General features: G+C 65.2%; 8 protein-coding genes. 7 read left to right on the top strand and 1 reads right to left on the bottom strand.

Annotated features, from left to right (window positions below; genetic code table 11):
* Positions 1 to 40: 40 nt before the first annotated feature.
* Positions 41 to 934 carry a hypothetical protein gene (locus tag ACFZB3_RS39675; protein WP_391385523.1) on the bottom strand — a complete coding sequence of 298 codons (894 nt, stop codon included), beginning with the start codon at positions 932 to 934 and terminating at the stop codon, positions 41 to 43.
* A gap of 344 nt (positions 935 to 1,278) precedes the next feature.
* Here ACFZB3_RS39675 and ACFZB3_RS39670 point away from each other — a divergent pair, with 344 nt between their 5' ends.
* The 7 genes from ACFZB3_RS39670 to ACFZB3_RS39640 all read left to right on the top strand — a co-directional run bounded on the left by ACFZB3_RS39670 (position 1,279) and on the right by ACFZB3_RS39640 (position 6,552).
* The gene (locus ACFZB3_RS39670; protein ID WP_391385520.1) at positions 1,279 to 2,478 is read left to right on the top strand and encodes an AAA family ATPase; all 1,200 of its coding nucleotides are present in this window, start codon (positions 1,279 to 1,281) and stop codon (positions 2,476 to 2,478) included.
* Positions 2,479 to 2,620: 142 nt separating this feature from the next.
* Entirely contained in the window at positions 2,621 to 2,944 is a 324-nt protein-coding gene (locus ACFZB3_RS39665) for a hypothetical protein (RefSeq protein WP_391385517.1), read from the top strand.
* Between the two features lie 40 nt (positions 2,945 to 2,984).
* Positions 2,985 to 3,833 carry a peptidoglycan-binding protein gene (locus tag ACFZB3_RS39660; protein ID WP_391385514.1) on the top strand — a complete coding sequence of 283 codons (849 nt, stop codon included), beginning with the start codon at positions 2,985 to 2,987 and terminating at the stop codon, positions 3,831 to 3,833.
* A gap of 31 nt (positions 3,834 to 3,864) precedes the next feature.
* Positions 3,865 to 4,119 carry a hypothetical protein gene (locus tag ACFZB3_RS39655; protein WP_391385511.1) on the top strand — a complete coding sequence of 85 codons (255 nt, stop codon included), beginning with the start codon at positions 3,865 to 3,867 and terminating at the stop codon, positions 4,117 to 4,119.
* A gap of 169 nt (positions 4,120 to 4,288) precedes the next feature.
* Positions 4,289 to 4,876, top strand: coding sequence for a hypothetical protein (locus tag ACFZB3_RS39650; protein WP_391385508.1), 588 nt, complete (start codon positions 4,289 to 4,291; stop codon positions 4,874 to 4,876).
* A 216-nt stretch (positions 4,877 to 5,092) separates the two neighbouring features.
* Positions 5,093 to 5,437, top strand: coding sequence for a hypothetical protein (locus ACFZB3_RS39645; protein ID WP_391385505.1), 345 nt, complete (start codon positions 5,093 to 5,095; stop codon positions 5,435 to 5,437).
* 23 nt (positions 5,438 to 5,460) lie between these two features.
* Complete coding sequence (locus tag ACFZB3_RS39640; protein WP_391385502.1) at positions 5,461 to 6,552, top strand: AAA family ATPase; 1,092 nt, start codon at positions 5,461 to 5,463, stop codon at positions 6,550 to 6,552.
* The last annotated feature ends 261 nt before the right edge of the window (positions 6,553 to 6,813 follow it).

The raw sequence follows: 6,813 nt of genomic DNA, 5'->3' as shown, positions 1-6,813 counted from the left end.
AGCCCCAACGAATACGAACACCGACACCACACCGCTAAACTCACGCTCGCCGCGTGATCAATAACCGCGTGCCCACCTTCACGGGGGAAGGCCCGCTGGCGACGGCCGTCCGCGCTGCCTCCAGACTGATCGTGGCGCGCGCCCGCCACGGGGAGACAGCGAAGACGCGCCAGTTGGGACGGCGCTGGACCAAGTCCTCGTGTAGCAGGTACACCATGGCCCAGTCCGCTGCCGCTGGGTTGGGCATGCCGCGCATGAGGCAGGCGTATGCGAGCAGCGCATGGTAGGCGTAGATTCCGATGTAGTCGTCGGGCTGTGTCAGCGCGTTCAACGCCTCCACGGCCGCAGCCGTTGGTGAGTCTTTGACATAGAGACCGATGTCGGTATCGAGAAGGTGAGTCAGGGCACGCATATCGGCGCCAGCCCAGTACCGCAGCAGCTGGCGCCAGACCGTTGTCTCGGCCACCGCGAGCCGATCTTCTGCCATCCCGGACAGTTCGGCGGCAGCGAGGACTGGGCCTGTGAGTTCCCGCCACGAGGCGTCCGGATCCTCGGTCAATGCTTCGGCGGCCTCGATGCGGTGCCGCAGGATGGTCGACACCTCGCCAAGCAGGTCGGCCACGGACCGCGCTGTGGTGACCGTCAAGTCCTGGACCTCATACCCCTGAGACGTGGGGGTGATGAACCAGTCGACATACAGGTTGTCGCGGGCGATGGCCTCGTACTGCTCCCAGGAGGGCTCGAACGTCCCGGGTTCCACGAGCTGGAGCATCCGCAACGGCCGCCCGTCATCCGGTGCGGAGAATAGCGCGATGATCGTCGGACGCACCGGCAGGGGCTGCTCGCACGCCTCACACCTCAGCTCGACCGGATCGGTCAACGAGATAACGAGATCGGCCATGTTGACGGGATTGTTGTCGCGGTAGATCAGCATCGCACCAGGCGCATGCAGATACGGCGAAGGAGTGCCGCAATTCATGCACACACCAGCAACGGACTCCGTGTGCCGCCTCAGCCTCATGACGTCCCCCCTCGCCGCCCGGCTATTCAAACAGACAAACCCTCCCAACGGTAGGACAACCGCCGTGGATCGTCTTCCCCATCAGCAAGTCGATGTTCCGGTGGGCAGGCGGCAGCCCTGATGCCTGTCCGGACGTCCACCGGGCCCGTTCGCTCCAACGGTTCAGTGAGGGCACGTCAGGGCTCCTGTCAGTCAAGGTTCGTACAGTTGCCTAGCGGCAGGGAGTTGCAGACGAGGGGGAGTGTTCGGTGCCAACGATGGGAAGCCGCAGCGGTCGTGGTCAGGCCGACTTCAATGACAAGACCCGACGGCTTCTAGCCCAGCGTGCGGCGTTTCGCTGCTCGAACCCGAGGTGCGGGGCGCTCACAATCGGGCCGGGCATCGGTTCGGAAGATGTCACCGACACGGGCACAGCCGCTCACATCTTTGCCGCTGCGGAACGAGGACCCCGGGGGGTCGGTGGTCTGTCGGACGCGGAGAGATCCCACATCTCGAATGGGATTTGGCTATGTGCGACCTGCGGTCGCTTAGTCGATGCGAATTCAGGTGACGCATTTTCAGGATCGCTACTCCGGAGCTGGAAGGACCTCCACGAACATCGAACTCGCCTGGAACAGGGTGGACAAGCTCAGCCCTTCGGCTGGGTCCAAACCCTGGAGGTTGTCAGCCACTACATCCTGATGCCAGGAATGTTGCGGCTTTCAAAGCTGAACCTGCTCTTCGGAATGAATGATTCAGGCAAGACGAAACTTTTGCACCTTCTTCGATCGCTCAGTTCACCGCATTTGCTGATGGAATATCCGGCGGATCTCTCGTGTGCCATCACTTGGTTCGATCCGGAACTTCGGAAGGCGTTGGTGGATGTCCGGGGTCGGTGGCTGGAGTACCGGGTCGATGACCGACGGGTGGCGCTGCCACCTCGCCCGTACAGGGTTCTGTCGTTCGGGTCCGAGGCCTACAATGGACGTTTTTTTCGTCTGAAGGCGTCCTCGGTCCCAGGAATTGCCGAATTCCTTGGAGTCGATCGCTGGACCGCGCGAACTGTAATCGCCAACATGCCCGTCATGCTGCCTGATGTGATATCCGATGTCACCTTCTATGGGGATGATGTCAAGGTTTCATATCGGCAAGATGCGTTGGGAGGGAAAGAGCTCGGGCAGGTGGCCGTGTGGTTCCATGCTCTAGCTGTCTTTGCGGAACTGCAAGCGCGGGTGGAGCCAACAATCCTTGTGTTGGATGAGCCATTCGTTTCCCTGCATCCCGTAGCGCAACGGCATGTGTTGGAACTGTTCGAGTCGGCGACGTGGACTTTCCAGGTCATCCTGGCCGAACACAGTCCGATCGCCTACGAGCGTCGGCACCACGGCTGGAGCGCCACAGTGCTGGTACCTGAAGGGGAGTGCCAGTCCCGCATTTCCCAGGAGGATGCGGACCTGGAACGCATCGGACGCGGCTGAGCAGTGACGCAGAGGGCACGCGCGGCGGTAGTCACTGGCCAGCGTGGCGGCGTTCCGCTGCGCGATCGGCGCGGCCGGTCCGGGCCTGCCCCGCGTCTCATAGACTGATCTTCAGCGGCGCGGGGCTGTCGAAGGGAGCGCCGTGAGCGCGCCGCCGGGCCAGGACCCCACGCCGTGGGAATTGCTACGGGCCATGCAGCAGATGCGCGACGACCTGCGCGCCGACTTCGCTGCGCTAGGCGCCCGGCTCGCCGAGATGGTGACGAAGATCCAGTACGAGGCCGATCGGCGCACCGACGAAGTGCGGATCAAAGCTGTCGAGGACGACATCGCCCAGATGCGGCGCGAGCGCGATACAGAGCGCCAAGAAGCCCGCAGCGTAAGGCGGTTGGCTATCACCGCACTCGTGGCGCCGATTGCCGTAGGAGTAATTGTCGCGATCGTGACCGCCAAGCTCGGACTGTAGGCTCAGAACAGCAGGCGCGGGGGAGAACAAGGAACGCGCCATGCCTGATCTCTGGCTGCCTGGAGCTGTGCGGCACCCGCTCAGCGACACCGCACCCACCGACACGCAGTACGACCCACGCGTCATCTGGCACATCACGTGGGACAAGAACGCCACGGCGGCCAAGCCCGCCGACCTCGTGGCGTTCGACAAGCTCGTGCAGTACTTCACCGGCAGCGGCAAGGGAGTCGCGCCGCATCTGCTCTGGGATCCCTTCACGGGCAGGACCGCCCAGTTCTACCCGGCGAACAGCCGGTCCAAGTCGGTCGTCGACACCGCCGGCGGCACCCGGACCAACCGCACCGGGCGGGTGTGTCTCCAGGTCGAGACGCTGTTCTTCCCGTACTGCCGCGTGAACGGGAAGTCGTACGCGACCGTCCGGGATACCCCGGCCAAGGGACTCGACAACATCCTGACCTGGGCGCGGAGTTGGGGGGTGCCGGACGTCTGGCCGATGGGCGCCCCGACCTGGAAGGCGAACCGCAGCGAGCACACCTGGGAGACGGAGGGCGGGCACTACGGCCACGGTCAGACGCCCGAGAACACGCACACGGACCCGGGCCCGATGCCGAAGTGGCCGACCGCGACGTCGACGACGCCCAAGGCAGGCCCGCCGGCGTTCCCCGGCCGAAGCGCCTTCGGACCCGGTAAGTCGAACGCTTCGATTCTCCTGCTGGGCCAGCAGCTCGTGCGCAAGGGCTACGGCAAGTACTACCGCGTCGGCCCGTCCCGCGACTGGGGTGAGGCGGACCGCCTCAACGTCGTCGACTTCCAGCACGCCCAGAAGTGGAGCGGCTCCGACGCCGACGGCTACCCCGGCCCGGAGACCTGGCGCCGTCTCTTCGCCTGATCTCTCTGACCAGCCCAAGGAGCACATCCCCATGAACGTCTACGCCTCGCTGCTGCGTACGGGAGTTCCGGCCGCGGTCGGCTGGCTCGTCGCAGTGGCTCTCCGACACGGACTCGACCTCGACGCCACGGCCGTCACCGGAGTCCTGACCCCGGTCGCCACCTTCGCCTACTACGGCGTCTTCCGGTTCGCCGAGGAGCACCTGTCACCTCGGTTCGGCTGGCTGCTCGGCTACGCGCGTCCCCCGAAGTACGAGAACACGACGCTCACCCTGCCGCGTGCCTGACCCACGATGAGGTGACGTCGAGCAGCGCGGAAGAAGACCCCCGTCTTGCGACGGGGGTCTTCGACCTCTTGGAGGCCCTCACCTTATCGTCTCTGTGCAGGGGTTCGGACTCCGCTCCCACGTTGGTTACAATCTATATGCAGACGTGACGTGAGCTGGAGGCGATGGAGTGACAGAGGACAAGACGCCGGCGGGAAGGAAGCCGTACTTGGCCGGCAGGGTCGAGTTCGCCGCGCTGTACGACGTGAGGCCACTTCAGGTCAGCCAGTGGATCAGCCGGGATCACACCCTCGACTACCGCTACGCCAAGATCATCAGCGGATCGCCGTACTGGCTTCTCCAGTTCGTGAAGGGCTTCGGAGAGACGACCCCGCGCCCGAAGCACCTCAATCAGACGGAGCTTGAGCGGCTGGCCAAGGAGCAGGACCCGGGTTACTGGGTGAGGGAGGTTGGGCAACTCCCCCCGCTGGTAGGTCAGGCCGAGCTGGTGACCCTGTTCCGACTTCCGTCCGGCGCGCTCCTGCGGAAGGCCATGAGTACGGGCCGGTTCCGGCCCGCCGACTACAACCTGTCGGGATCGCCGATCTGGCTCTTGGAGTCGGTCGTTGCAGACGCACCCGCGCTACAGGCGGGTGCGCGTGGAGTGGACTGGGTGGCCGATGAGGAAGTCTTGGCGGCCCTGCGTGACGGCAGCTACGACGGGCCCGGATCCAGGATTGTGCCGCGAGGCAAGGCGGCGAACAAGGCCGCCGAATAGTCCCAGGTCAGAGGCTTTCGCGTCTTGATCTAACCCCTTAATGCATATAGAATGGAAGCGCACTCAAGGGGGTGCGCTTCGTTCATTGAGGGGGGATCGTGTGGCGATCCAGGGGGCCGCCGGGGGTGGTCGGCGGCGTTATCGATCGACAATCCTCCTGTCCAGAGATAGATTCCAACACTCCAGCGTGTTGGGTCTATCTCTGAGGGGGGAGCCTTGCTGATCGAACAGCCGCCGTTGTTCGGCACCATCCAGCCCGTTCGCCACCCCGCCGATGTCGGCAGCCTGACCATCCAGCAGCGATTCGAGGCGTTCCACGCGCTCAACCCCTGGGTTCTCAGGGCGCTGATCCGGATGACCGCCGACTGCGCGGAGAAGGGGTTTGGCCGCATCGGCATCGGGATGCTCTTCGAGCTCCTGCGCTACCAGTACGGCGCGGCGACCCGAGGCGACGAGTTCGCGCTGAACAACGACTACCGCTCCCGGTACGTACGGCTCCTGCTGGCCGAACGCCCGGAGTGGTCAGCCCTCTTCGAAGTCCGGGCCCTGCGCGCGGACTGACCACGACCTCTTGGAGCCAGATTGTGAACGCACCGGCGGGCATCGACAAGCCGCCCGCAGTCCAACTGAAAACACGCAAGCCGACGGGGATCGTTCCCTGGCCCCTCCTCCTCATCGAGGGCGAGGAGGGCGCGGGCAAGACCTACTCGGCCGCACAGTTCTCCAGCAGCGACCGCATCGGTCAGATGTACTGGATCGACCTCGACGAGGGATCGGCCGACGAATACGCGGCCATCGAGGGCGCCAACTATCTGATCATCGAGCACGACGGCACCTACCGAGACATTCTCGAACAGGTTGAGGCCGTGCATGCCGAGGCCAGGCGTGCGGCGGCAGCCGGAGAGCCCCCGGTGGTCCTGACCATCGACTCGGGATCCGCCCTGTGGCGGATGCTCACCAACTGGACCTACGAACGCGGTCGCCGGACGCGCAAGAACCGCGCTCTGCTTCAGGAGGACCCGGACGCCGCGTTCGACATCGGCCGGAACCTGTGGAACGACGCCACGGAGCGGTGGAACAGGATCATCTACCTGCTGCGCACACTGCCCGGCATCGCCATCGTGCTGGCCCGCGGCAAGCAGGTCAGCGCCACGGACGACAACGGCCAGCCGATCCAGAACAAGAGCGAGTGGAAGGTCTCGGCCCAGAAGGACCTTGGCTTCGACTCGTCGTGCTGGGTGCGCATGAAGCGCAACGCCGACCCGCAGGTCATCAAGGTCCGATCGCTGCGGATGCGCGTCGAGCGGAACAAGCCGCTGCCACTGCGGGACTTCAGCATCGAGGACCTGGTCTTCAACAAGCTGGGCTGCTCCGTCGAGTCCCAGCCGCGCATCATGCCCGCGCTCGTCGGCGATCTCGTACAGCCCTGGCTTACCCGCATCGCCGGCCTGACGGACAAGAAGCTCCTGGAGGCGCTGTGGCGGGCCGTCCCAGATCCGGTCAACCGCCTGAGCCACGACGAGATCCTCACCATCCGTGCCGCCGCCGAGCAGCGCGCCGCCGAACTCGACAGCCCTCGGCGGGAGATGGGGGAGGGCCCGCTGTCCGACGCCGACAAGCTCCGTGCCGCCGCCCAGCGCAAGGCCGACGAGCAGGACGCGGACGCCGAGCAGTGACCGCCCACGCTGACCTCTTGGAGAACTCCCCTATGTCCGTAGCCACCGTTGACGGCATCGCACCTTCCATCTGGGATGCCGCACACGACGTGGACGCCCGCCGCCCCCGCTCTCGTCAGACACAGCTCGGCGCGTCCGACACCGTGTGCGGCCGACGTGCCGCCTACATCCTGCACGGCGTCACACCGACCGATCACCCCGACAAGCGAGCGGCGATCCTCGGAACGTTCATTCACCACGGGCTGCTTGAGTCCGCGCGCA

Origin of the sequence: Streptomyces sp. NPDC008092 (assembly GCF_042957285.1) — a bacterium.
Classification (GTDB): domain Bacteria; phylum Actinomycetota; class Actinomycetes; order Streptomycetales; family Streptomycetaceae; genus Streptomyces.
Note: the sequence above shows the minus strand (reverse complement) of the source record. Positions and strands in the feature narration are given on the sequence as shown.